28 protein-coding genes are annotated in these 24,011 nt (G+C 64.0%); 14 read left to right on the top strand and 14 right to left on the bottom strand.

Annotation, left to right across the window (positions count from 1 at the left end; translation table 11 throughout):
* Positions 1-89: 89 nt before the first annotated feature.
* From xth to A9D15_RS10145, 3 genes are read right to left on the bottom strand one after another with little or no spacing between them, the layout of a single operon-like run.
* Complete coding sequence (gene xth, locus A9D15_RS10135) at positions 90-866, bottom strand: exodeoxyribonuclease III (RefSeq protein ID WP_066764558.1); 777 nt, start codon at positions 864-866, stop codon at positions 90-92.
* A 22-nt stretch (positions 867-888) separates the two neighbouring features.
* The gene (erpA, locus tag A9D15_RS10140; RefSeq protein WP_066764560.1) at positions 889-1,218 is read right to left on the bottom strand and encodes an iron-sulfur cluster insertion protein ErpA; all 330 of its coding nucleotides are present in this window, start codon (positions 1,216-1,218) and stop codon (positions 889-891) included.
* 55 nt (positions 1,219-1,273) lie between these two features.
* Entirely contained in the window at positions 1,274-1,705 is a 432-nt protein-coding gene (locus A9D15_RS10145) for a CBS domain-containing protein (RefSeq protein ID WP_066764562.1), read from the bottom strand.
* Positions 1,706-1,819: 114 nt separating this feature from the next.
* Between A9D15_RS10145 and A9D15_RS10150 the strand changes: the two genes are divergently transcribed.
* Positions 1,820-2,131: a hypothetical protein gene (locus A9D15_RS10150; protein ID WP_066764564.1), complete on the top strand. Its 312-nt coding sequence runs from the start codon at positions 1,820-1,822 to the stop codon at positions 2,129-2,131.
* A 5-nt stretch (positions 2,132-2,136) separates the two neighbouring features.
* On the opposite strand, the gene A9D15_RS10155 is transcribed toward A9D15_RS10150, so the two are convergent.
* Genes A9D15_RS10155 through A9D15_RS10170 form a run of 4 tightly spaced genes read right to left on the bottom strand, consistent with a single transcriptional unit; the run spans position 2,137 to position 5,445 of the window.
* Positions 2,137-2,523 (bottom strand): (2Fe-2S) ferredoxin domain-containing protein, encoded by a 387-nt coding sequence (locus tag A9D15_RS10155; RefSeq protein ID WP_373283473.1) that lies wholly within the window; start codon positions 2,521-2,523, stop codon positions 2,137-2,139.
* A gap of 4 nt (positions 2,524-2,527) precedes the next feature.
* A complete protein-coding gene (locus tag A9D15_RS10160) occupies positions 2,528-3,304 on the bottom strand; it encodes a DUF2497 domain-containing protein (protein ID WP_066764565.1) in 777 nt (258 codons plus the stop codon).
* Between the two features lie 39 nt (positions 3,305-3,343).
* On the bottom strand, positions 3,344-4,783 hold the full coding sequence (locus A9D15_RS10165; protein ID WP_066764566.1) for a TolC family outer membrane protein: 1,440 nt from the start codon (positions 4,781-4,783) through the stop codon (positions 3,344-3,346).
* Positions 4,783-5,445, bottom strand: a complete 663-nt coding sequence (locus A9D15_RS10170) for a protein-L-isoaspartate O-methyltransferase family protein (RefSeq protein ID WP_066764568.1) — start codon at positions 5,443-5,445, stop codon at positions 4,783-4,785. Before A9D15_RS10170 ends, A9D15_RS10165 begins: the two co-directional genes overlap by 1 nt.
* Before the next feature lie 273 nt (positions 5,446-5,718).
* On the opposite strand from A9D15_RS10170, the gene A9D15_RS10175 reads away from it, so the two are divergent.
* The 3 genes from A9D15_RS10175 (at position 5,719) to A9D15_RS10185 (ending at position 9,470) form a co-directional block, all read left to right on the top strand.
* Positions 5,719-7,245, top strand: a complete 1,527-nt coding sequence (locus A9D15_RS10175) for a fumarate hydratase (protein WP_066764570.1) — start codon at positions 5,719-5,721, stop codon at positions 7,243-7,245.
* A 114-nt stretch (positions 7,246-7,359) separates the two neighbouring features.
* A complete protein-coding gene (locus tag A9D15_RS10180; RefSeq protein WP_229660283.1) occupies positions 7,360-8,667 on the top strand; it encodes a sensor histidine kinase in 1,308 nt (435 codons plus the stop codon).
* A gap of 5 nt (positions 8,668-8,672) precedes the next feature.
* Positions 8,673-9,470, top strand: coding sequence for a LytR/AlgR family response regulator transcription factor (locus A9D15_RS10185; protein ID WP_066764572.1), 798 nt, complete (start codon positions 8,673-8,675; stop codon positions 9,468-9,470).
* Between the two features lie 166 nt (positions 9,471-9,636).
* On the opposite strand, the gene A9D15_RS16765 is transcribed toward A9D15_RS10185, so the two are convergent.
* Positions 9,637-9,939 carry a UrcA family protein gene (locus tag A9D15_RS16765; RefSeq protein ID WP_066764574.1) on the bottom strand — a complete coding sequence of 101 codons (303 nt, stop codon included), beginning with the start codon at positions 9,937-9,939 and terminating at the stop codon, positions 9,637-9,639.
* Between the two features lie 256 nt (positions 9,940-10,195).
* On the opposite strand from A9D15_RS16765, the gene A9D15_RS10195 reads away from it, so the two are divergent.
* The 3 genes from A9D15_RS10195 to A9D15_RS10205 are packed head-to-tail and all read left to right on the top strand — an operon-like array spanning position 10,196 to position 12,198.
* Positions 10,196-10,459 carry a hypothetical protein gene (locus A9D15_RS10195; protein WP_066764579.1) on the top strand — a complete coding sequence of 88 codons (264 nt, stop codon included), beginning with the start codon at positions 10,196-10,198 and terminating at the stop codon, positions 10,457-10,459.
* Between the two features lie 37 nt (positions 10,460-10,496).
* Positions 10,497-11,345, top strand: coding sequence for a diacylglycerol/lipid kinase family protein (locus A9D15_RS10200; protein ID WP_066764581.1), 849 nt, complete (start codon positions 10,497-10,499; stop codon positions 11,343-11,345).
* Positions 11,338-12,198: a metallophosphoesterase family protein gene (locus A9D15_RS10205; RefSeq protein WP_066764583.1), complete on the top strand. Its 861-nt coding sequence runs from the start codon at positions 11,338-11,340 to the stop codon at positions 12,196-12,198. Before A9D15_RS10200 ends, A9D15_RS10205 begins: the two co-directional genes overlap by 8 nt.
* Positions 12,199-12,276: 78 nt before the next feature.
* On the opposite strand, the gene A9D15_RS10210 is transcribed toward A9D15_RS10205, so the two are convergent.
* Positions 12,277-12,939, bottom strand: a complete 663-nt coding sequence (locus A9D15_RS10210) for a c-type cytochrome (protein WP_066764584.1) — start codon at positions 12,937-12,939, stop codon at positions 12,277-12,279.
* A gap of 192 nt (positions 12,940-13,131) precedes the next feature.
* Between A9D15_RS10210 and A9D15_RS10215 the strand changes: the two genes are divergently transcribed.
* Positions 13,132-14,022 carry a prephenate dehydratase gene (locus A9D15_RS10215; RefSeq protein WP_066764586.1) on the top strand — a complete coding sequence of 297 codons (891 nt, stop codon included), beginning with the start codon at positions 13,132-13,134 and terminating at the stop codon, positions 14,020-14,022.
* Positions 14,023-14,218: 196 nt separating this feature from the next.
* On the opposite strand, the gene A9D15_RS10220 is transcribed toward A9D15_RS10215, so the two are convergent.
* A complete protein-coding gene (locus tag A9D15_RS10220) occupies positions 14,219-15,172 on the bottom strand; it encodes an isoaspartyl peptidase/L-asparaginase family protein (RefSeq protein WP_066765040.1) in 954 nt (317 codons plus the stop codon).
* Between the two features lie 177 nt (positions 15,173-15,349).
* Between A9D15_RS10220 and A9D15_RS10225 the strand changes: the two genes are divergently transcribed.
* Positions 15,350-15,889 carry a GNAT family N-acetyltransferase gene (locus A9D15_RS10225; protein ID WP_066764588.1) on the top strand — a complete coding sequence of 180 codons (540 nt, stop codon included), beginning with the start codon at positions 15,350-15,352 and terminating at the stop codon, positions 15,887-15,889.
* Here A9D15_RS10225 and A9D15_RS10230 read toward each other — a convergent pair.
* Both A9D15_RS10230 and A9D15_RS10235 read right to left on the bottom strand, forming a co-directional pair.
* Positions 15,876-16,226: a hypothetical protein gene (locus tag A9D15_RS10230; protein WP_172807512.1), complete on the bottom strand. Its 351-nt coding sequence runs from the start codon at positions 16,224-16,226 to the stop codon at positions 15,876-15,878. The two genes, A9D15_RS10225 and A9D15_RS10230, sit on opposite strands and share 14 nt — an antisense overlap.
* Before the next feature lie 141 nt (positions 16,227-16,367).
* Complete coding sequence (locus tag A9D15_RS10235; protein WP_373283474.1) at positions 16,368-17,408, bottom strand: zinc transporter ZntB; 1,041 nt, start codon at positions 17,406-17,408, stop codon at positions 16,368-16,370.
* Positions 17,409-17,561: 153 nt separating this feature from the next.
* Here A9D15_RS10235 and ispG point away from each other — a divergent pair, with 153 nt between their 5' ends.
* From ispG to A9D15_RS10255, 4 genes are all read left to right on the top strand, one after another.
* Positions 17,562-18,707, top strand: coding sequence for a flavodoxin-dependent (E)-4-hydroxy-3-methylbut-2-enyl-diphosphate synthase (gene ispG, locus A9D15_RS10240; RefSeq protein ID WP_066764594.1), 1,146 nt, complete (start codon positions 17,562-17,564; stop codon positions 18,705-18,707).
* Between the two features lie 111 nt (positions 18,708-18,818).
* Positions 18,819-19,295 (top strand): retropepsin-like aspartic protease family protein, encoded by a 477-nt coding sequence (locus A9D15_RS10245; protein WP_172807513.1) that lies wholly within the window; start codon positions 18,819-18,821, stop codon positions 19,293-19,295.
* A 64-nt stretch (positions 19,296-19,359) separates the two neighbouring features.
* A complete protein-coding gene (locus A9D15_RS10250; protein WP_066764598.1) occupies positions 19,360-19,983 on the top strand; it encodes a murein L,D-transpeptidase catalytic domain-containing protein in 624 nt (207 codons plus the stop codon).
* Positions 19,984-20,309: 326 nt separating this feature from the next.
* Positions 20,310-21,416: an HWE histidine kinase domain-containing protein gene (locus A9D15_RS10255; RefSeq protein WP_082924403.1), complete on the top strand. Its 1,107-nt coding sequence runs from the start codon at positions 20,310-20,312 to the stop codon at positions 21,414-21,416.
* Here A9D15_RS10255 and A9D15_RS10260 read toward each other — a convergent pair.
* Together A9D15_RS10260 and A9D15_RS10265 are read right to left on the bottom strand one after the other, a co-directional pair.
* Positions 21,409-21,936 (bottom strand): GNAT family N-acetyltransferase, encoded by a 528-nt coding sequence (locus A9D15_RS10260; RefSeq protein ID WP_216634389.1) that lies wholly within the window; start codon positions 21,934-21,936, stop codon positions 21,409-21,411. The genes A9D15_RS10255 and A9D15_RS10260 overlap by 8 nt on opposite strands.
* A complete protein-coding gene (locus tag A9D15_RS10265) occupies positions 21,933-23,351 on the bottom strand; it encodes a L,D-transpeptidase family protein (protein WP_066764600.1) in 1,419 nt (472 codons plus the stop codon). The genes A9D15_RS10260 and A9D15_RS10265 overlap by 4 nt, the downstream gene beginning before the upstream one ends.
* Before the next feature lie 175 nt (positions 23,352-23,526).
* Here A9D15_RS10265 and A9D15_RS10270 point away from each other — a divergent pair, with 175 nt between their 5' ends.
* On the top strand, positions 23,527-24,009 hold the full coding sequence (locus A9D15_RS10270; RefSeq protein ID WP_066764605.1) for a flavin reductase family protein: 483 nt from the start codon (positions 23,527-23,529) through the stop codon (positions 24,007-24,009).
* The last annotated feature ends 2 nt before the right edge of the window (positions 24,010-24,011 follow it).

The raw sequence follows: 24,011 nt of genomic DNA on the forward strand, positions 1-24,011 counted from the left end.
CGTCCCCCCCAAACGCGCGCGGAAGCGGAAAGGCCGCCGGATCCCCCCATCCGGCGGCCTTTCGTTATTTCAGAGCCATTGGAAACCGGTCAGTCGGTGACTTCGACCCAGACGGGGACGTGGTCGCTGGCTTTTTCCCGCCCGCGATATTCGCGGTCGATGCCGGTCGCGATCAGCCTGTCGGCAAGCGCGGGCGACAGCAGGGCATGATCGATGCGGAAGCCATGGTCACGCTGCCACGCACCGGCCTGATAGTCCCAGAACGTCCACATCCCGCCGCGCGGGTGATGCAGGTCGATCGCGTCGGTCCACCCATCGTTGATCAGGCGGAAATAGGCATCGCGCGATTCCGGCTGCATCAGGGCATCCGATGCCATCGCCTTGGGCGACCAGACATCCTTGTCTTCGGGGATCACGTTGTAGTCGCCGATGACGACGGCAGGGATTTCGTCCGCCAGAAGTTGCGACATGCGTGTACGCAGCCGCTTCATCCAGTTCAGTTTGTAGTCGAACTTGGGCCCCGGCACCGGATTGCCGTTGGGCAGGTAGATGCACACCACCCGCACGCCATTCACGTCCGCCTCGATATAGCGGGAGTGCGTGTCTTCATCGTCGCCGGGCAGGCCCCGCAACACTTCGTGTGCAGGCTCTTCGCCGCGGCGTAGGATGGCAACGCCGTTAAAGCCCTTTTGTCCGTGCCAGATCGCGCGATAGCCGACCTCGTGGAAGGCATCACCGGGAAACGTTTCGTCGCTCGACTTGATTTCCTGCAGGCAGGCGACGTCGGGCTTCGTTTCGTCCAGCCATTCGATCAGGCGCGGCAGGCGCGCTTTCACACCGTTGATGTTGAAGCTCGCGATGCGCATTCCCGCCCCCTCGAACCGAAGATCAGATCGAGAAGCTGGAGCCGCAGCCGCAACCTGAGGCGGCGTTGGGGTTGGTCACCTGAAACGACGCACCGCCCAGCGATTCCACGAAATCCACTACGCTGCCGCGCACGAGATCAAGACTAACCGAATCGACGACGAGCTTGACCCCGTCGCGTTCGACGACGATGTCATCGCCCTCGATCTCGCCGGCAAGGTCGAAGCGGTACTGGAAACCGGAACAGCCGCCACCCTCGACGGCAAGACGCAGCGCGGGGTCGCGCCCCTGCTTGGCGGCAATCGTCGCAACGCGGTTGGCGGCGGACGGGCTCAGGTCGATGGGCTGTTCCATACCTACCGAGATAGGACGCGCAAAGCGTCGGGGCAAGGCGGCGCGGACGGCCCTGTCAGACGCTGTGGATGTATTCGCGCATCGCCTGCGCTTCGGACTCGATCGAATCGATGCGCGATTTGACGAGGTCGCCGATCGAGACGAAATCGACCATCCGGCCGTTGTCGACCACGGGCAGATGACGGATACGGCGGCGGGTCATCAAGGCCAGCGCCTGGTTTTCCGATGTGTCGGAGGTGACCGTGACGGCGGGCGAAGTCATGACCTGCTCCATGTCGAGGTCGAGAGCCTTGCCGCCATGGACCTTCAGGCAGCGGATGACGTCGCGTTCGGAAAATACACCGATCACGCGACCTTCCTCGTCTGTCACTGGCATCGCGCCGATCCGGCGTTCGGTGAGCAGTTCGACCGCCTCGCTGACTGTGGTTGCGGCCTTGCAGGTGACAATCTCGAAGTCTCGTCCGGCGATGATCTTCGCAATGCTCATGGTCCGTCTCTCCCGCGCTGGCCGCCGCCCCTCGCAGCGGCATTGCACCCTGCATGGTGCCACAAGAGCCGCCGACTTGCCAGCGGACCGCATCAGGTCCATGTGAGGCCCGTCATGGCCCCCAGATCACCCCTCGACGACCCGGAAAACGCTGCCTTTGCATGGGCGCGATATCGCTGGCTGATGAAGCTGATGTTCGGCATCACCAGCGTTGCCGTCGTGCTTTCGTTGGGCTTTCTGTACTGGCGCAACGGGATGGTCTCGATCCATCTCTACATCGCGACCGCACTTGGCGTAACGGCGGCGATGATGCTGATGGCAGCGCTCATGGGTCTGGTCTTCCTGTCGAGCGGGACAGGGCACGACGAGGCGATCGATGACAGGCTGGGCGACCAGGCGAAGGATGCCTGGGATGAGATCGACTAGGGCTGTTAGGCGCCTTCCGGCACGGTCAGGCGATACTCTTCCACCGGCTCTCCGCCGATCAGGTGCTTCTGGATGATTTCGTCCAGCACTTCGGGGCTGCAGGAATGGTACCAGACGCCTTCGGGATAGACGACCGCCAGCGGCCCCGCGACGCAGAGGCGCAGGCAGTTGGCCTTCGTCCGCATGACCCCGCCCGCACGGTCGAGCCCCAGTTCGGCAAGGCGCGTCTTCAGGTAGTCCCACGATTCCAGCCCTGCCTTTTTCGGGCAGCACTTGGGTTTGGTCTGATCGGCGCAGAGGAAGATGTGGCGGGAAAATGTCTCACCCCCGCCCATGACGTCCAGTTCCGCGCGCGCACGTGCGACGAGGTCCGGACCGGCAATTCGTGCCATCGGTTCAGCGGCGTCCGGTGATGCGGGCGATCTCGTCCTGGACCATGCGTTCGATGATGCCTTGCAGGTTGGCGTCAAGCCACTCCTTCAGCATCGGACGAAGCATTTCGCGGACCATGTCCTCAAGCGGGTTGGCGGCAGGCGCAGCCTTGGGCGCATTGGCCGAAAGGCTGTCGAGCGCGGAAAGCTGGGCCCGCACGGCAGCGGCGGCTGCCCCTGCCAAAAGGCCTTCGCCCGCCGCGGCCTGTGGTTCGGCGACGGGCTCGGGCTTTACCTGCTGTTCGGCAGGAACTTCGTGCTCCGCAGCGATCGGCGTTTGCCCGATATCGGGTTCCGGATCGAATTCGATCTCGACTTCCGGATCGCCCTCATCTTCTTCCGAGACGATCAACGAGGACAGCGTCAGCGGCACGTCTTCGGCATCGTCGCCCTGGTCGAAGGTCGGCGCTTCGTAACGGTGGACCTGGAATCCTGCGGGCAGAGAGACGGTTTCTTCGGGCGCAACCGCTTCGGGTTCTGCCGGAGCTTCGCCAGCCGGCATCGCGCCGAGGTCGTAGATGTCCTCCTCGTCTGTATTGAGAGGCGCATCTTCGGGCGCATTGGCCGGAGTAGGAACGGCAGTCGGGCGGGTGAAGCTGTCCCGTCGTGCAAACGGATTGTTGCCGAAACCGGGCGCGGAATTCGAATGGCTGGCCTGCTGCGCGCCTTCATCCTCGCGCGAAATCACCTGCTTGATCGACCGAAGGATATCCTCGACCGACGGTTCGCCATCCTTGTTCACTCGTCGCTCCTGTTCGAGAGCCGAACTACGACCCGACCCTTACAGGCTGGGAATGTCTGCGTCTTGCGCCGGTGTGTCAACGGTGCGGGTAGAGACCGGCTCGGGGTCCGGTTCGAAGCGCCAGTCGAAGATCGCGCCCTTCACGCTGTCGTAGTGGACGACAGGATCGTAGAGCGGGCCGACGTCGAGATTGAGATCCTCGGCCTCGGCCATGCCCATCGCGGCCAGCAGGCTGAACCCTGCGACATAGGCATTGCGCTGCGCCGTCACGAGCTGGACCTGTGCCGACAGCAGTTCACGCTCGGCATCGAGGATGTCGAGGATCGTGCGGTTGCCGACCGTGTTTTCCGCGCGCACGCCCTCAAGGCTGAGCGAGGCGGCGGAAACGGCGGTGGTCGTGGCCTGGATCACCTCGTTCGCGGCCAGCCATGCCGAATAGGCGGCGCGGGTCTGCGCGATCACGTCGCGCTCGATCGCGATCTCGGTTTCCATGGTCGACTGCGCGCGGGCCTGCGCCTGGCGTTCAAGCGCGGCGGGAAAGCCGCCTTGGAAGATTGGCACCGTGAGGCGGGCACCGGCTTGGGCGGTCGTTTCCGACTGGTCCACGCCGACAGCATTGCCGCCGAGCGTGCCGAAATAATCGGTATAGCCGCCGCTGGTGAACAGCTCGACACGCGGCAGGCGGGTGGAACCGGCGACCTCGATGTCGTAGCGCGCCGCTTCGCTGCGTTCGCGCGCGGCGATGAGGTCGGGATTGTTGGCCAGCGCGACGTCGACAGCGTCTTCCGGGCTTGCCGGAAGGCCCGGAAGCTGCGGAGGCGGCTGAAGGTTCACCGGAGCCTTGCCGACCAGCTGGATATAGCGTTCGCGGCTGCCGATAAGGTTCGACTGCGCGGTCAGGTAATCGCTTTGCGCCAGCGCCAGCCGCGAATCGGACTGGGCAACATCGGTGCGGGTGAGGTCACCGATCTCGAACCGGTCGCGGGTCGCCTGCAGGTTAACACCGAGCGTGTCGACGTTCTGCTTGTTGAGCTGGACCACCGCGGAATCGCGGATGACGTCCATGTAGGCGGCGACAACGCGGGCAAAGACGCCTGATTCGGTTGCTTTCAGGTCTGCACGGCCCGCCTCGACCCGCTGTTTCGCGGCGCGGATGGAATTCTTCACGCCGCCGCCCGAATAGACGGGCACCGACAGGTCGATACCGGCATTGAGATAACGGCTGGGCGAATTGAAGCTGTTGTCGCTCTGCTTCAGGACTTCGGTGTACTGCGCGCTGCCGCCGATGCTGGGCAGACCCTCCGACTTCTCGATCGGCACATTCTCGTCCGTGGCGCGCAGGTCCGCGCGAGCGGCCTGGATCGTCGGGTTCGTCTGATAGGCAAGCGCCAGCGCCTCTTCGAGCGTATCGGCCATCGCCGATGCGGGTACGAGAAGGGCAGCGCCAGCCAGAAGCGCCGCACCGGTGCGGGCCTTCATCAGAAGCTCCAGCCCTTCGGCGCGGCGAATTCGGCAAGGACGGGCATCGAGATGTCGGCAACGTCGTCGAGCACGACCGAGTTGTCGACGCGGCGGCCAACGGCAATGCGGGTCACGCCGCGCGTGACGGTGCCGGTGACCATGCGACCGTCTTCGGCCATCTGCTTCGCAATCGCGGGGGGGACCTGTTCGGCCGCGCCGTCGATGATCACAAGATCGTAGGGTGCGCCCTTCTTCCAGCCGCCAGCAAGATCGCCGCTGTGCCAGTCGCCGGCCTTGACCGGAGCCATCGCGGCCAGCGCATCGTCGCTTTCCACCACGTCGAGCGAGGCGACGAGCGGGGCGAGAACGGCGGCAAGATAACCCGACCCGCCGCCGATCAGCAGAACCTTGTCGGTCAGCGCAGGCTTCGCTTCGAGCAGGAGACGCGCCTGGCTGAGCGGGGCGGTCATCACGCGGCCTCCGCCAAGCGGGATCTGGCGATCGTTGTAGGCGACGGCGCGGGCCGATGCGGGGACGAAATCTTCGCGCGGCACGCGGGCGATGGCATCGAGCAGGTAAGGCTCGTTGATGCCGCTGGTCCTCAGCTGGCTGTCGATCATCGCGCGGCGGGCGCGGGCAAAATCACCGGTCTGGGCGGTCGGAGCGGCAGCACTGGCCATCGCGTCATGCACTCTCTTGTTGCAGCAGCCCGAAGCGGACTGTCCTAGTCAGGTAATACACTTGCCCCGAAACGACGGCTGCCGTCAAGGTGCGAGTCCGCTTGGCGCCCTACGCCATCGAAGCCGCCCCGCCAAGAGGCAGGACCTTCGCCCCTGCGAAGCCTGTGCCTGTACCCCTCCTTTTGTCTGGGTCGAACGGCATTGCCACTGCCGCGCATCGCTCCTAAGTCGCCTTTCGTAACGACAGGCACGCAAGCAAAGGGTGGGTTTTACATGTCCGACATGGTGGTGATCGAGGAACAGGATCTCATCGACAGCGTCGCCGACGCCTTGCAGTACATCAGTTTCTATCACCCGATGGACTACATCCAGGCGCTGGGCGAGGCTTACGAGGCCGAAATGAACCCCGCGGCCAAGGACGCCATTGCGCAGATCCTCACCAACAGCCGCATGTGCGCAGAAGGGCACCGGCCGATCTGCCAGGACACCGGCATCGTCAACGTCTTCGTGAAGTGGGGCCAGAACTGCCGCCTCGGCTCCAAGCTGTCGCTGCAGGAAGTCGTCGATGAAGGCGTACGCAAGGGTTATAACAACCCCGACAACAAGCTGCGTGCCTCGGTTCTTGCCGATCCCGCCTTTACCCGCCGCAATACCCGCGACAACACGCCTTGTGTCCTGAACGTCGAGATGGTGCCCGGCGACACGGTGTCGATCGACGTCGCGGCCAAGGGCGGCGGCAGCGAGGCCAAGTCCAAGTTCAAGATGATGAACCCGTCCGACAACATCGTCGACTGGGTGCTGGAAATGATCCCGCAGATGGGCGCCGGCTGGTGCCCGCCGGGCATGCTGGGTATCGGCATCGGCGGCACTGCGGAAGAGTGCGTGAAGCTTGCGAAAAAGAGCCTCATGGACCCGATCGACATGGGCCAGCTGAAGCAGCGCGGTCCGCAGAACGATCTTGAAAAGATGCGTATCGAGATCTTCGACAAGGTCAACGCGATGGGCGTCGGCGCGCAGGGCCTTGGCGGCCTTGCCACCGTCCTCGACGTGAAGATCTACGACTGGCCGTGCCACGCGGCGAACAAGCCGGTCGCCATGATCCCGAACTGCGCCGCCACGCGCCACGCGCACTTCACGCTGGATGGCAGCGGCCCGACTTTCCTGCCGCTTCCCGATCTGGATGCATGGCCCAAGGTTCACTGGGAACCCGATGCCTCGGCGAAGAAGGTCGATCTCGATAACCTGACGCCCGAGGAAGTGCAGAGCTGGAAGCACGGCGATCGCCTGCTGCTTTCGGGCCACATGCTGACCGGCCGCGACGCCGCGCACAAGCGCATCGCGGACATGCTGGCCAAGGGCGAGGACCTGCCGGTCGAATTCAAGGGCCGTGCGATCTACTACGTCGGTCCGGTCGATCCGGTCGTCGGCGAAGTCGTCGGCCCGGCCGGCCCGACCACCGCGACGCGCATGGACAAGTTCACCGACCAGATGCTCGAGCTTGGCCTGCTCGCCATGATCGGCAAGGCTGAACGCGGGCAGGGCGCGACCGAGGTCATCGCCAAGCACAAGGTTGCATACCTGATGGCGGTCGGGGGCGCAGCCTATCTCGTCGCGCGCGCGATCAAGGAAGCCAGGGTCGTCGCATTTGAAGACCTGGGCATGGAAGCGATCTACGAATTCAAGGTCGAGGACATGCCGGTCACCGTCGCGGTCGATAGCGAGGGCAAGAACGTCCATACGCTGGCCCCTGCGGTCTGGCGCGAGAAGATCGCCAGGGAACACCTGCTTCCTTCAACCTGACGGCGTGAACGGGCCTGACGGGCCTGTGAACGTTCGACAAACGGCCGACTCGCCTCGACGGGGGCGAGTCGGGCCTACTGGCGCGCAGCACTTGCGCCGCGTATCACGGTCAATGTGAAACCTTACGAAGACTATGGGCCCGAGCCGCATCCCCATGCGGCTGTCGGGCTTCCGACCGTACTGATCTCGATGGTCATCCTGTGGACCGTCTACTTCGCGCTGGCGACGGCGCGCGGTGTCGTCCTGGGCTTCGACATGCAGATGGAAATGCTGTCGCGCCGCGTGATCGTCAGCGTTGCTGGCGTTGCCGTGACCGTCCTGCTCTGGCTCCTGCTGCGCGGGTTCGACCGGGGGCGGCTGGGCCTGCGCATCGTGATCGCCATCGTTGCGGCGGCCCCGGCCTCGCTCCTGTTAGCTTTCATCAATCAGCAGGCCTTTGCCGACATCGAGGAACGTAACGTCAAGCGGATTGGGGATGAGCAGGGCATCTCTATCCGCCGTGACGAGGCAGGCAACCTGCTGGTCGACGTGCCCGAAATTCCAGCGCCGCCCGAAGCACCGGTGCCGCCAATGCCCGACGATAGCGAGATGCCGGATCCCGCGCCGGTGCCCGCCGTGCCGGAACCACCCGCAGAACACGCCGAGTCGCAGACCGTCATCGCTTCGGCGGGACCGCAAAAGCTGTTGTGGCAGCAACTGACCGACATCGCGCTGGGCCGCTATTACCTGCTGCTGTCGTGGTGCGCGATCTACATCGCGCTGGGACAGGCGGTGCAGGCCCGCGTGGCGGAACGGCGCGCGGGCGAACATCGCCGCGCCGCCAAGGCGGCGGAGCTGAAATCGCTGCGCTATCAGGTCAATCCGCACTTCCTGTTCAACACACTCAACTCTCTTTCCGCACTGGTCATGACCAACCGGAACGATCAGGCCGAGACCATGATCCAGATGATCAGCCGGTTCTATCGCCGATCATTGTCCGGCGATCCGACGCATGATGTGCCGCTGGAAGAAGAGATCGAATTGCAGCGCACCTACCTGCAGATCGAAGCGGTCCGCTTTCCCGAGCGTCTGGTTGTGGACATCGACGTGCCGCCCGAACTTGCCAAGGCGCGGATTCCCGGCATGATCCTGCAGCCGCTGATCGAGAACTCGGTCCGCTATGCCGTCGCGCCGGTTAATCGTCCCGTCACGATCCGGCTGGCAGCTTCGGAAGAGTACGAGCGGCTGGTTGTCACGGTTACCGACGACGGCCCCGGCGCTTCTAGCGACGAGCACGGCGGCTTCGGCATCGGTCTTGCCAATGTGCGGGACAGGCTTAGGGCCCGGTTCGGCAAGGAGGCGAGCGTGGCCAGCGGCCCCGGGGAACAGGGGTGGCGTACCGTGATCAGGATGCCGCTGAAGTTCAGTGGGGAGGAGGACTGAACGACATGTCCGGGGGGACCCATGGCCACAATGTTGCAGAGCAACAGGAAACCCGCACGCTATCGACGCTGATCGTCGATGACGAGCCCTTGGCGGTGGAGCGTATGCAGGTCATCTGCTCGCGCATCCCCGCCTTGCGTATTGTCGGCACTGCCGGCGACGGCGCAGCCGCACTTCGCATGATCGAGGCACTGACGCCCGATCTCGTCCTGCTCGACATGACGATGCCGCAAGTCGACGGTTTGTCGGTTGCGCGCCGCATTGCCGAGATCCTGCCCGAAATGGCGCAGCGGCCCGCGGTCGTCTTCGTCACCGCGCACGACAGTTTCGCGGTCGAGGCGTTCGATCTCGATGCCGTGGACTACGTCCTCAAGCCCGTTGCGACCGACCGGCTCGAACGCGCAATCGACCGCGCCTTTAACCGGCGTGCGGTCGCGAATGCCCCGGCCTCGGCCGAAACCGCGCCCAGCCCGTGGATCGAGGAATTCTGGGTCCCGCACCGCTCCGAACTGCTGCGTATCGCCGTGGACGACGTCTGCCGCATCGATGCCGAGCGTGATTACGTGCGTCTTCACGTGGGCGAGACGAGCCATTTGCTGCTGGAGACGATCGGTTCGCTGGAAGAGCGGCTGGACCCTCAACGCTTCATCCGCGTCCATCGCTCCACCATCCTGGCGCGTGAGTTCATCACCGGCCTGCGCCACGAAGGGTTGGGCGTATGGTCCGCCGAGATCGCGCGGGGCGAACCGGTGCGGATCGGGCGTACCCACCTGAAATCGGTGAAGGCGATGGCGGGGCGCTGAGCGCCGCAAGCCCCCGGACAGTCCAGACACAAAAAATGCCGCAGGAAGGGGGACTGGATCCTTCCTGCGGCAGGTTGACCTCGAAGGGACTACATTTCCTAACGAGGGGATTTTTAGTCCCCGGACCGGGGGACTGGGACCGGCCCGGGGTGGGACGGCTGCGGGATCAGCCGCCGTAACGGATGTCTTCGGCGCGCTTGGCCATTTCGATGCGGCCCTGCTTCATCGCGGCGGCGTAGCAGTCGCTGGCGGCACGGCGGTGGGCGAAGCTCTTGGTGGTCTCGACCTTGCAGACGTTGCGGGCGGCGCGGGCGATCCGGCTGTCCATCTCGGCCTGGCCTTCCTGCGTCGTCAGGTCGACGTCGTGGAACGACACTTCGGTGCTCTTGGTCACGACCTCGTTCGCGAATGCCGCATTCGAAGCGGCAAGCATGGCGAGGGCGGCGGTTGCGGTCAGAACGGTCTTCATCTCTCGTCTCCTCCTTGTGTTGCGGCTTCGGCTGAAGTGCCGCGATGTCATTCTGTCTAGGCAGGAAAGGGCCTTCAGGCATTCGCTCCTCTGCCAGCGCGGCCTGCAGGTCGATAAACTCCGTTTCTGAGGGACGAACGGCATACGCCGGCGGGACGAACGACTTCGTGACATTCGCAAGACTCGTGCGTCGGAGTGGTCGGACACGTAAAAAAGTGCCGACGAATCGCACTTTCATGCCTAGAATGTTCGCCTGATGCTTTTGCTTGCCTTCATCCTCGGCGTCGGGAACTTCGCGATGCACAAGGCCGTGCTGGAAAGCGGCCACCCCCTGCTGGGCCGGATGCCGTGGTTCGTGCACATGCTGTCGGGGCGTTTTTCGATCGCCGTCGAATTCGTGATGCTGCTGGCGGCGATGCTTCTGGGCACGAACGGCTATCCGCAGGCGATCTGGGCCTACTTTGCCTATACTCTCGCGAACGGCGTTGCGGCCTGGCTGATCATCTCGCGCAAGGTGTGATACGGGAACCGCGCGGGGTTTCGCGCTTTTCTGGCACATGGCCCACGCGCGCAAGACCTGGCTGGTCATCAATCCCGATAGCGGAAGCTATGACGACAAGGCGTTCGAGGCGCTGCAGGACTGCTGCGGCCGGAACGGCATCGACGTGGACCGGGTGATCCGCTTTCCCAAAGACGATCTGCCCACTCCGCAAGAACTGGACGCCGCAGGCATCGAATTCGTCACGATCTACACCGGAGACGGCACGATCAACGCCCTTGTCATCGGCCTTTACGGCTGGGAAGGCGCGGTGTTGATCCTGCCGGGCGGGACGATGAACCTGCTCTCGATCCGCCTTCATGGTGATGCCGAGCCGGACGAGATCGTCCAGCGGTTCTGTTCGGGACATGCCCGGAATGAGCGCCCCTTTGTCATCCGCTGCGATGCGGGCGATGCGCTGGCCGGAATGATGGCCGGCCCCGCTTGCGCGTGGAGCGAAGTGCGCGAGGCGATGCGCCATTTCGATGTCGTCGGCATGGCGGGAAGTGCGGCCGAAGCGGTCAGGGAATCGACCGACGGGCCGATGGTTCGCGTCATCGATCCGCCGCTGGGCAGGGCCGATGGTTATCCGCTGGTCCTGATGTCTCCCGAAGGGGGCAAGATGTCGGTCGACGGTTATCATGCCGAGACGCTAGGAGAATACGCGCAGCAGAGCCTGGCTCTGATAAAGCGCGATTTCCGCGAGGGACCGCATGACGAACTGGGAAGACTGGACAAAATGACCATCACGGCCCGCGAAGGCGAAAGGCTCGATATTCTCGTCGACGGCGAACCGCGCGATCTCGATTGCGAGGCGACTTTCCGTGTCGTCCCCTGCGAAGTCGACCTCGTGGTGACGCGTGGCTGATAACGAACGCCTGCTTTTCCACCTCAGCGACATTCATTTCGGGCTGGAGGATCAGCGCGCTCTCGACTGGGTCGTGTCAGAGATAGAGAAGCTGCGCCCCGACGCGGTGGCGATCACCGGCGATCTCACCATGCGGGCGCGGCACCACGAGTTTGCCGCGGCGTGCAAGTGGATCAGCGATCTGGACGTGCCGGTAACGGTAGAGATCGGCAATCACGACTTGCCCTACTTCAACCCGATCGAACGGTTCCTCGACCCTTATCGCCGGTTCCGGTCGATCGAGGACGTCGTCGAAAAGGAAATCGACCTGCCGGGCGCGGCGATCGTGCCGTTGAAAACGGCGGCGCGGGCGCAGTGGCGGCTGAACTGGTCGAAAGGCTGGATCACGGGGGCCGCGCTTCGGGAATGCCTCGACATGATCGATGCGCTTCCCGTCGGTACGCGGCCTATCGTGGCCTGTCATCACCCGCTGGTCGAAGTTGGTACGCACGGCACCGCGTTGACCCGCGGGGGCAACAACGCGCTGGCCGAACTGGCGAAGCGCAATGTGCTTGCCGTGCTGTCGGGCCATGTCCACGATGCCTTCGATCTGGTGCAGGACACGCCGAACGGCAAAGTCCGCATGATTGGCGCAGGCACGCTGTCGCAGCGCCTGCGTTCGTCGCCGCCCAGTTTCAACGAGCTGCACTTGTCGAACGAAGGGCTGAAAGTCGTGGTCCGCAACCTCGAACACGTGCCGAGCGAGGACATGATGATCCCCGAGGTGCCCGAAGACGCATTGCCGCCGCGCAAACCCGGCGAGCCGGTTGCCCCCGTCGGACGCATCCCGGCAGAGGATCCGCCGGTTTACTGATCCGCCATATCGTTCAGGCATAGAAAAAGGCCCGCCGGACAATCCCGGCGGGCCTTTTCGTGTGCGCTCATTCGCCGATCACTCGGCGACGGCGGCGCCTTCTTCGGCGACCGGGGTCTGCGTCGTGGCGTCCGCCGCGTCCGCACCCTCGGGCGTTTCCGAAACCGCGGGCTGTTCACCCGTTTCGACGCCTGCTTCGGTCTCGCCCTCGGCAGCCGGAGCTTCCGGCGTGGGCAGCGGCAGGTTCGAGCCCTGCGCGTTGATGTAGGCGAGGATGTTGGCGCGGTCTTCCGGCTTGGAAAGACCGGCGAAGCTCATCTTCGTACCCGGGGCGAAAGCCTTGGGGCTGGCGAGCCAGTGGTCCATGTTGTCCCAGTCCCAGGTGCCGCCGTGATCCGACAGCGCGCTGGAATAGGCGAAGCCAGCCGCGTGCTGACCGACGGCCTTGCCCATCACGCCATAAAGGTTCGGACCGATTCCGTCCGCGCCGCCCTGGTTGATAGTGTGGCACGCGGTGCACTTGGCGAAGACCTTTTCGCCCGCAGCGGGATCGGCCGAAGCGAGCAGGGTCGCAAGGCTCGGACCCTCGTCCCCGCCTTCTTCCTCGGCTGCCACGATAGTGTAGCCTTCGGTTTCGGGCGCATGCGAAGTGATGACGCGGTGGCTGATACTGGAAAGGCCGAGTGCGACGACTCCGCCGAAAAGGGTCCAGCCGGCAATGGTGTTGAACTTGTCGCTCATGCAGAAAAACCCGTCGAACGTGTCCCTGATCGTCCCCCGGACGGGGGTTTGGGCGCCGCTCTAGTTACATGGGCAGGTTAGCGCAAGTCTCATTTCGGCCCGAATTGCTGCCATGCGGCAAGAGAGGCGGCCCGCGTGCGCGTACGCACGGGCTTGGCAGGAGCGCTGCGCGCGCCTAACGCGCTTGCCGCAATGCACAGCTATCCCGCACCAGCCCTCGCCCTTACCGAGGAACTCAACCGCACCGCGCTTGCGGACCGCACCCGTGCCATGTCCTTTCAGGGGGCACCGGGCGCCAATTCGCATATCGCCGCGCTGCGCTACGACCCAGACTGCCTGCCGATGCCGTGCTGGTCCTTTGCCGACGCGATCGACGCAGTGCGCGAGGGGCGGGTAGACCGCGCGATCATCCCGATCGAGAACAGCCACAACGGGCGCGTGGCCGACATTCACTTCCTGCTGCCCGAATCGGGCCTTTCGATCACAGGCGAGCATTTCATGCCGATCCGCCACACGCTGATGGCGACGGGGCCGGGGCCGTTCAAGGCGGCGGTCAGCCACCCGCAGGCGCTGGGCCAGTGCCGCCACTGGCTGCGCGCCAATGGCATAATGCCGATGGAATACGCCGATACCGCCGCTGCCGCCGCCAAAGTGGCGGAAGATCAGGATGCCTCGCTTGCCGCGATTGCGCCGCCGCTGGCCGCCGAGCTCTATGATCTGCAGGTCATAAAGGAATCGATCGAGGACAATTCGGACAACACGACCCGCTTCGTCGTGCTGGCCCGCGCGCCGCTCGATCCGGCAGAGATCGAGGGGCCGGCAATGACGACTTTCGTCTTCGAAGTCCGCAACATTCCCGCGGCGCTCTACAAGGCGATGGGCGGTTTCGCGACGAACGGTGTCAACATGACGAAGCTGGAATCCTATCAGGACGGCGCCAGCTTTGCCGCCACGCGCTTCTATTGCGACATCGTGGGCAAGCCGGGCGATCCGGCGATCGACCTAGCGCTGGAGGAGCTGGGCTTTTATTCGAAGAACCTGCGCTTGCTGGGTTGCTATCCGCAGGGCCTGATCCGCAGCTGACGGGTCAGTTCACCACTTGGCCGATACGATCCCCGATCCCGCAATTCGGTGATACCTTGCTCGCCGACAATCGCGACCTGTCGAGGACCGAGGCCGGATTGCGGGCGCACATGACAAAACTGATCCCGCCTGTGGCGATCGAAAACCTCGTCATGCCGCTGATCCGCCAGCGCGTTGTGATGGGGGCAACCAAGCGCTAGTCGGCGGCGTAAATCGCCACTTCATTTACTCCGTTGCTGTCGGCGCGTCCGCGAAACATGCCGGGCGTATTGAAGCTGAACCCGCTTTCGCCATCACGGCTCACGAAGATTACCCCGCCGTCGCCGCCCATTTCGCCGATTTCGGCCATGACCGCGTCTGATGCCTGCTGCGTATCAATGCCGGTCAGGCGCACGCGGGCGCAGATCTCGTGCGCGGCGGCTTCGCGAATGAAGTATTCGCCCGTCCCCGTCGCCGAAACCGCGCAGGACCGGTCGTCGGCATAAGTGCCAGCCCCCACGACAGGGCTGTCCCCGATGCGGCCCCAACGCTTGCCGGTCAGCCCGCCGGTACTGGTCGCGGCCGCAAGATGCCCGCCTTTATCGCGGGCGACCGCACCGACGGTGCCGTATTTCAGGTCCGTGTCGAACCAGCCGACCTGCCTGGCGCGGAATTCCTCCCACTGGCGGCGGCGTGAAGGGGTGGCGAACCATTCGGGCGGGGCCTGTTCGATCCCCGCTTCCTCGCTGAACCGGTCCGCGCCTTCGTGCGAGAGGAAGACGTGCGGCGTCCGCTCCATCACTGCGCGGGCGGCAAGGACCGGGTTCTTCGTCGCCGTCAGGCCTGTCACGGCCCCCGCCGCGCGGGTCGTGCCGTCCATCACGGCTGCGTCCATTTCGTTGCGGCCTTCGTAGCTGAATACCGAACCGCGGCCCGCGTTGAATCCGGGATCGTCCTCCATCAACATGACCGCGGCTTCGACCGCGTCCATCGCGCTCCCGCCGTTTTTGAGGATGTCCGATCCCGCCTTCAAAGCTTTTGCCAGCGCATCGCGGTATTCCTGTTCGCGTTCGGGCTTAAACTGTCCCGGCTCCATCGACCCCGCGCCGCCGTGGATCGCGATGCTCCATTCGGCCTTGGAAGGGTTATCGGGCGCTGCATTACCGGACATGGCGGATCCCTGCGCCGTCACGCATCCGGCCAGTGCCAGCGTCGCGGCGATTATCGACATTCGTGTCCACATCAGGTGCCCTTCGAGATTGCGCCCGCCAGCCGTTACGTCCATGGGGCCTTCGGTGGGTGTACAGACACGACGGATTGTTACCAATGGACAAACGGGCCTGACCGGATGACCGCGATTACCTACCGCGATGCCTTGCCCGAAGACCGCGACGCGCTTGTCGCGCTGGGCCGTGCCAGTTTCGACGCGGCTTTCGGCCATCTCTACAAGCCGGAAGATCTCGCCACGTTCCTTCATTCCGCGCACTCGCCGGAAAAGGTCGCAAAACAGATCGCGGACCGCCGCGTCGCCTATCGCCTGGCGGTGAAGGGCGAAAAGCTGATCGGATACTGCAAGCTGGTCGAAGGCGCGCAGTTCGGGGACCATGGCGATGCGAAGCGCCCGATCGCGCTGTCGCAGCTCTATACCGACCCTCGCTATACGGGGCGGGGCATCGGTGCGGACCTGATGGACTGGGCGCTGGAAGAGGCACGCAGCCGCCGTGCCGACGCGATTCAGCTTTCGGTGTGGGCCGAAAACGAAGGGGCGCAGCGGTTCTACGCGCGTTTCGGGTTCGAGAAGATCGCCGACATCGACTTCTGGGTCGGCAATCACCGCGATGACGAACTGCTTTACGAACTGAAGCTCAAGAAAGCTAAAGCCGCCTGATCGCGAAATGCGTACAGGTCGCGTCCTGCGGCCTGATTTCAGGGGCGTAGCAGACCTCGGCCTCGCGCAGTTCGCCGGGGCGCAGGGCCTGAAACACGAGCAGCACACGCCGGTTCTCGCCCCCGTTGAGTTCGGGCGCATTGTCGGGAAGCACGCGCACGCCATCGACCGGCGCATCGCTGCCCGGTGCGGCCACGCGCACACTAAACCGGCGCGCGACGGTGTCGGTGTTCTCGATGTCGACCCACAGCGATTCCATCGAACTTGTCGTTTCGCGGCTGACGATCCCCCCGTCTTCGCCGGAAAAGTCGATTGTCGGAATCACCGCGATCGCCATCACCACCATCGGAATGGCGAGCAGTTCCTTGATTTGGCCAAATTCCTTCTACCCCACATTGGGCAGGAGGATGGCATTGCCCCGGTGAATCCGGCGGGCGGGCGGCGCTAGGTATTGGCCCCTATGCGCGGCAGAAAGGCATCAGAACCACTTCCAGCGCCAGAACAGCAAGAACTGCATGACGAGGATCCCGCCGCACAGTGCGACCACTTCCCAGAATGCGTCGGGATTGCTGGCCCCCGGCATACCGCCGACATTGATGCCGAGCAGGCCGGTGAGAAATCCCAGCGGCAGGAAGACTGCGGCAACGATGGTGAGCAGGTAACTTGTCCGTTCGGACCGGGCCACGGCGCGGGCGCGGATGTCGTCCTGCAGCACGACGGCGCTTTCCTTCGAAATGTCGATGTCGTCGAGATAGCGCGACAATCGCTCGATGGTCTCGGCGATCTCGCGCCGGTCGTGGTCTTCGAACCATGCAGGCGCTTCGCGGCTGATCCGCTCGAACGCTTCGTGCTGCGGGCTCATGTGGCGTTTCAGCGCCAGGCAGTTGCGCCGGATCGTCGCGATTTTCTCCAGCAGCGGTTCGGTGTCGCCGTCGAGGTCGGCCTCTTCCAATTCGTCGATATGATCGTTCATGTCGATGATGGACCGGCTCATCCGCGCGATCATCTGTTCGGTCAGCGACGTGATCAGCGATCCCGCGTCGGTCGGCCCGCGACCCATGTCGATCTGGGCCAGCGTGTCGCGCGGCGTCTGCAGCGGGTGGCGGCGCAGCGTGATGACCCGCCTCCCGTCGCTCCACAACTGCATCGACACCATGTCTTCCGGCTCTGCATTGGGGTTGAAGTTGATGCCGCGCAGCGTGGCGACCAGGGTTTCGCCCTCTCGGAAGGCGCGCGGCCTGGTCTGATCCGATACCAGCAGTTCGGCCGTGGGTTCGGGAATGCCGAAAGCCGCCTCTAGCCATTCCTGGATGCCCGCCCGGTTGCGGCAGATATGCATCCAGATTATCTCACCGTTGTCGCCGGGCGACCAGGCGCGCGCCTCCGCCCATGTGACAGGCCTGCCGCCGCCTTTTCCGTCCAGCACGCGTCCGAACAACAGGGCTTCGTCCCCGGCGACATCGTCGGTCATCAGGATGTCGGTGTGCTCGGGATGGTTTTCGTGTCGCGGCGCTGTCATGGCGTGTATCTATGCAGATTGTCGGGGCGATTTCATACTGCCCTGAAAAACTGCTAGGGGAATCCCCATCTGGCAATCTGCACACCGAAACCGACGGCCCGGTCCGTTCGTTCCGGTTGTTCAGGCACGAAATTCAGGAAGACGATCAATCATATGAACGCGATCCGCCCCTGGCGCACGATCGAGCGACGCAAGAGCCGGCAGATCATGGTCGGCAAGGTTCCCGTGGGCGGCGATGCCCCGATCACCGTGCAGACGATGACCAATACGCCGACAGAGGACGTGGCCGCGACGATCGACCAGATCCGCCGCTGCGAGGATGCGGGCGCGGATATCATCCGCGTATCCTGCCCCACCGAGGAATCGACCGCGAACTTCGACCAGATCACGAAGGCGTCGAATATCCCGGTCGTTGCCGACATCCACTTCCACTACAAGCGTGCACTCGAAGCGGCCGACAAGGGCGCGGCGTGCCTGCGTATCAATCCCGGCAACATCGGGTCGAGCGAGCGGGTCGCCGAAGTGGTCCGCGCCGCCAAGGCCAATGGCTGCGCGATCCGCATCGGCGTGAACGCGGGCAGCCTTGAAAAGGACCTGCTCGAAAAATACGGCGAGCCTTGCCCCGAGGCGCTGGTCGAATCCGCGCTCGATCACATCAAGTTGCTGCAGGACCACGATTTTCACGAATACAAGGTCGCGGTGAAGGCCAGCGACGTGTTCCTTGCCGTCGCGGCCTATCAGGGCCTTGCAGAAGCGGTCGATTGCCCGCTGCATCTCGGCATCACCGAGGCTGGCGGGTTGATCGGCGGCACGGTCAAAAGCTCGATCGGCATCGGCAACCTGCTCTGGGCCGGCATCGGTGACACGATCCGCGTCTCGCTGTCGGCAGAGCCCGAGCAGGAAGTGCGCGTCGGGTTCGAGATCCTGAAGTCGCTGGGCCTGCGCACCCGCGGCGTTCGCGTCGTGTCGTGCCCGTCATGCGCGCGGCAGGGGTTCGACGTGATCCGCACGGTGCAGACGCTGGAAGAGCGGTTGCAGCACATCAAGGTGCCGCTCTCGCTCTCGGTCCTTGGCTGCGTTGTCAACGGCCCGGGCGAAGCGCGCGAGACCGACATCGGCATCACCGGCGGCGGCAACGGCAAGCACATGGTCTACCTCTCGGGCGTGACCGATCATCATGTCCAGTCGGGCGACATGCTCGATCACATCGTCAATCTCGTCGAGGCGAAAGCCGCCGAGATCGAGGCGGACATGAGCGACGCGGGTCAGGCCGACCCCAGCCCGCAACCTGCGGAATAAGCCGGTAACTTGCGAAAATTTACCTGATCTTCAGCACTCCAACCCAATGTGGAGTGCATGAAGATCGGCGGCATTCTTGCACTCGGCGCCTCCTTATGTGCCCTTGGCGCGATGATGCCTGAGAGCATGGGCGGTCCGGCGGACGGCGGCGATTCCGAAAAAGCTTCTCTTGCCAGTGACATGCAGCAGTCCCAGCCGGGCAGCGGCGATTACCTTTCGGGCGAGATGGTGCTTCAACGCGAGCCCGACGGGCACTTCTATGCGACTCCATCGATCAACGGGGTGCAGGTCAATTCGCTGGTCGATACCGGCGCCAGCGTCATTGCGCTGACTGCCGACGATGCCGACGCCATCGGCATAACGTGGCACCCATCCGAACTGTCGGTCATCGGCCGCGGGGCGAGCGGGGACGTCGTGGGCGTTGCCGTCCATCTCGACCGGGTGGAACTGGGCGGGTTCGACGTTCGCGACGTCGATGCCGTGGTAATTCCCGAAGGGTTGCACATCACGCTGCTGGGCCAAAGCTTCCTTTCGCGCATCCCCAATGTCGCTATTGCGGACGAAAGAATGAGCCTGTCCGACTACTAGGCGCGGTGAGTGCGTCTTTTGATTAAGTGCATGGCAAGCTGATTCGTGCTAAATATCGATCGTTATGACGGACAGGACGAGCAGGCGGACACTTCTTAAAGGCGCAATTGCGGCGGGCGCTGGCCTTGCGCTGCCCACCCGCGTTTTTGCGAGTGCCAGTCCGCTTACCCCGCGTGACCGTGCCATTCTGGACATCGCTAAGCGCGAGATGGACCGGGCCGGCAATGCCATCTGGCGCAAGGACATCGCCGGGATCGCCGATTTCGGGGTCCATTCGGCCATTCCCCGTTTTCACTTCGCCAATGTCGAAACCGGCAAGGTGCAAAGTTTCCTCGTCAGCCACGGGCAGGGTTCGGACCCCGAGCATGACGGTTGGCTCAACGAGTTTTCGAATACCCCCGGCTCCAACGCGACGAGCAAGGGGTCCTACGTCACGTACGAGTGGTACAAGGGCAAATACGGCACCTCGGTCCGCCTTGGCGGGCTGGACAATACCAATTCCAATGCCCTGCCGCGCTATATCGTGATGCACGCCGCCGAATATGCCCGGGCCACCCACATCGACAAGTGGGGCAAGCTGGGCCGGTCGAACGGTTGTTTCGCGATGAGCCCGGAAGACTTCAACCAGGCGCTCTGGCACCTGTCGGGCGGGCGTCTGCTCTATGCGGACAAGCTCGGCCTCGGCTGAAGCCCATTTCCAACAGGGTGACAAAGGTGACACCCTGTAACCCACATCCAACAAGTCGAATCCCGCACGATCCGGACGTTTTTGCACATCCGGTCCGGGTGACAGGTGTGCTGGCGATACCGACAATCTGAAAGAACGGCAGCGACCATGACGGGCTGACCGCATGTAGGACAGCGTTTTCAGCCGGTTAGCACCAAAAAGCAATCCGAAACCCGTCTATTAACCCGATTAGTGCTGTGTTAAGTTGGTTGCATCCTCCGCGCTGAAAATTGGCTAGCGGATTACGAAGGCTCGGCAGGCTTTCGCCACGATGGAGCCGTTATGAAATGGAAATCTTCGAAGGACTGCGCAACAATGCGCTGAGCAGGATTGCTCACGGCGATCCGTCGGGCGAGATACTTGCCGACATCGCCATGCACTTCATGGATCGTTTTCCCAGGACTACCGCGGGCGTGACTTCGCTCGACCGGACGACGCTGGCTTTCGCATCCGGCATCTTCCCCACGGTCAGTCCCGCTTTCGGTGACGCGCTGGCCGGTATCAGGGTTGCGGACGAGCCCGGAAGCTGCGCCAGGTCCGTGGCCCGGGGCGAAACCGTCGACGTCCCCGATGTCCCTTCGGACGAACGTTTTGCACCGGAATGGCGCGACCTTTGCGTCGGGTTCGACATGACGGCCATGACGTCGTTCCCGGCCGCGCAGCGCGACGGGACGGTATTGGGCACGTTCGTCGTCGTCTACGATCCGCAAACTCCGCTCGATTATCAGACCCGCCGCCTCGCCGAACAATATGCCCAGCTTTGCGGCTTCATTCTTGCCTATCGCCGCCGCGAGGACGGGCATGAACTGATCGTGGGCGAACTGGAGCACCGCACGCGCAACCTGATCAATACGATCGGCGCATTGGTCTATTCGACGCTGAAGGCGAACCCCGAGATGGAGCGATTCCGCAAAGTGCTCGACGGGCGGCTTTCAGCGATGGCGCGCGCGCATTCGCTGGCGCTGTCTCCGGGGAATACCGATCTTCGGCAATTGCTGGTCGATACGCTGGCGCCCTATTCGATCGATCATCACCTGAACATCGAAGGGCCGAAACTGCTCCTGTCCGAACAGTCGGCTGTCGCGTTCTGCCTTGCGACCCACGAACTGGCGACGAATGCGGTGAAGTACGGCTCGCTTTCGCGGTCCGGTGGCCGGATCGATGTCACCTGGGATTATGATCCTGATGCCGAGGCCGGTTTCCGGTTCGACTGGGTGGAAAGCGGCGGGCCGCAAGTCGTGACGCCAACGCGGCAAGGGTTCGGCCAGCGGACCATTCACGCAGGGCTGGCCTCGGCCTTCGATGCCAAGGTCGAAGTCGACTATCCCGCAGAGGGTTTCCGCCTGTCGCTGACCGCGCCGCGCAGCCTGCGACTGGGCTCCATGGTCAACTAGTCGCGGCAGAATGCGCTTGGTAAAAGGCAGGCGCATAGCGCGTCTCGCCCTCGGGCACGCGGCCCGCCATCGGCAGGGCCATAAAGAAATCGTCCGGCGCGCCGGGGAAGGTGGGGCCGAGCCCTGCCCGAAACCCGAAGCGCCGGTAGTATTCCGGATCGCCCAGCACGACGCAGCCATAAGCGCCCCTGGCGGCAACGGTTTCGAGTGCGAGGTCGATCAGCATCGCGCCGATGCCCTCTTTTTGCCGGATCGGCAGGACGCTGACGGGGCCGAGCCCGAACCAGTGCCCGAACCGGCGGTCCTTTCCGTCGATGACGACCCGCGACACCGCGACGTGCCCGACAATCTCGCGCCCCTCGATGGCGACGAGCGAGACGGACAAGTCGCCATCGGCGCGAAGCCGCTCGACGATCTGCGCCTCGTTACCGCCCGAATGTTCGGCTTCGGCAAAGGCTGCAGTGATGACGGCGGCAATTGCGCCCCGGTCGCTTTCGCATTCGGGGCGCAGGTTGATCAAAGGCCGGGGTCTTCGATCGCGACGACTTCCTCGTTCGTCACGCGGCGGCCATCCTTGGCGACGCGCGGGGCCTTGAAGCTGGCCAGCACAGGTTCGTCACGGCCGTAGATGTCGGCAAAGCTCCGCATCTCGCCGTCGATGTCCTGCGCCATCGTGAAATAGGTGATGTAGACAGGGATTTCCTTCTTCAGCGGGACCTTGGTGTATTTGCCCGACTTGGAAATCTCGACCGCCTCTTCCTTGGGCACTTCGCCCAGCACCATCGCCAGCGTCAGTGCCAGTTCCAGCGCCCGTTCGGTGCGGATGCAGCCGTGCGAATAGGCGCGGTTTTCGGTGTCGAAAAGGTTCTTGGCCGGCGTGTCATGCAGGAAGATCGCGTGCGGATTGGGCATGTCTAGCTTCATCATGCCCAGCGAATTGTCGGGCCCCGGCTGCTGCACCACGGTGATCAGGCCGTTGTCGTTCTTCCACGCCTTGTAGTTCTTCGCCTTGGCGTAGGACGGATTGTTCAGGACCTTCGCGCCAAGCCCTTCGCCGACCACGATCGACTGCGGCACCGTCCACGTCGGGTTGAAGATCACGCCTTCGACCGTTTCGGCAAGCTGCGGCGTGCTGGTCCGGCCGGGCTTGCCGACAATGGTGCGATAGGACCGCACGATCTTGTCGTTCACCGTCAGGCGAAGCTGGTATTCGGGCACGTTGGTCAACAGGTAGCTGCGCCCCAGATCCCGCGCCAGCCAGCGCCAGCGGTCCATGTTGACGCGGATCTTGGCGCGCTTTTCGGTCTCGCCTTCGGGCGTTTCCATCAGCATCTGCTTCAGCACCGCATAGTCGGGGTGCACGGGGTTCAGCGAATCGAGCGCCGAAACGATGTCGCCGGTGGCGAGTGCATCTTCCAGAAGCGGCTTGATCGGCAGGCGTTCGGCATCGGGATCGCGCACGAACCACTGGCGGCGCGCGTCCATTTCGGTCCGGCCGTCGCGCAGGTCCAACGCGACCATCGTGAAGATGCGGGTGGCAACCTCGTTCAACTGCTCGCCGTCACCGGCGGAGATCGCGGCTTCGAGTTCGGCGGGCCTGTAATCGGCGGGGAATAGTCCCTCGTTGCCGAGGTTCGCGATATAGCCCAGCAGCGCTTCGGCCTGTCCTTGCGTCCATGCGGGCGCGGTCGCGAAATAGTCGGTTGGCACGGTCTGGACCGTGGGGCTCGCCTGAAAAACGGGTGCGCCGGGCGTGGTTTTCGGGGCCGGAGCGGGCGCCTGGGCCGGTTTCGGCTGGGGCAGCTGACCCTCGCCGACATAGACGGTCCCGTCCTGCGCCATCGTGGCGGGGACTTTCTGCTGGGCGAGTGCGGGCGAGGCCGCGAGTGCGATCGCGGCGAGGCTGGTGGTCGTCAGGCGGATATGGGGCAACACGGGTGCAAAGGCTCCTGCCGGTGGTTGAGCGCCCGAACAGGCGCGCGTTTCACCGGAATAACGCGCCGAAGCGCATAGGGGTTTCCATCGCCTTGCGCCAGCATCCCTTTCCTCAGACTGAACTGTGCGTACAGCGTGTTTGACCTTGTGCCCCGCGCTCGGCAAAAGGCCGGACATGATTGATCCCGACCATTTTCGGAATGTCCTTGGCGCCTATCCCACGGGCGTGTGCCTCATTACCTCGGTGGACGACGACGGCGTCCGTACGGGCATGGTCGTCGGCTCGTTCACGTCGATCTCGCTCGATCCGCCGCTGGTCGGGTTCTTTCCGGACAAGTCGTCGGGCAGCTACAAGGGCATCGCCAGGGCAGGGCGCTTCTGCGTCAACGTGCTGGGATCGGACCAGCTTGCCCTGTGCCAGCGGTTCGCATCGCGCGCGCCGGACAAGTTCCTTGACCTTGCGCACGGCGAAAGCCCGTCGGGCCAGCCGGTCTTCGACGAGGCGCTGGCATGGATAGACTGCACGATCGAGCGGACCGAGGATATCGGCGATCACTGGCTGGTCGTGGGCCGGGTCGAGGCGCTCGACATCTGCGGGGGCGACACGCCGCTGCTGTTCCATCGCGGCGGCTATCACTCCTCGGTCGCGATCGATTGACG

It is taken from the genome of Croceicoccus pelagius, assembly GCF_001661915.1.
GTDB lineage: Bacteria > Pseudomonadota > Alphaproteobacteria > Sphingomonadales > Sphingomonadaceae > Croceicoccus > Croceicoccus pelagius.